Consider the following 243-nt stretch of genomic DNA (forward strand, 5'->3'; position numbering starts at 1 on the left):
CCAACCGCAGCTTCAATCCCACTAGTCCCTACAACTTCTCCGGTTTCACTATCTTCAAGGACAAACAAATACCCTTCATCAGAAGGCACATCCGTTTGCTTTTCAAATGACGCCTCTGAGCGCGTAATTTTCTTCTGCAAAAGCTCTTCATTAATAGGTAATGAAGTAAAACCATGCCCAGATTCATGAGCAATGTTTAAAAGCGCTGGATAGTCGCTTTTTTGGATTGGGCGAAGGATCATC

Annotated in this window: 1 protein-coding gene; it reads right to left on the reverse strand. The window is 43.2% G+C overall.

Annotation, left to right across the window (positions count from 1 at the left end; genetic code table 11):
* The coding region (locus CWC11_RS21290) for an arginine N-succinyltransferase (protein ID WP_138684205.1) at nucleotides 1-242 on the reverse strand (242 nt) is incomplete at its 3' end.
* Between the last annotated feature and the right edge of the window lies 1 nt (nucleotide 243).

The organism is Pseudoalteromonas sp. S3178, from assembly GCF_005886985.1.
Classification (GTDB): Bacteria; Pseudomonadota; Gammaproteobacteria; order Enterobacterales; family Alteromonadaceae; genus Pseudoalteromonas; species Pseudoalteromonas carrageenovora.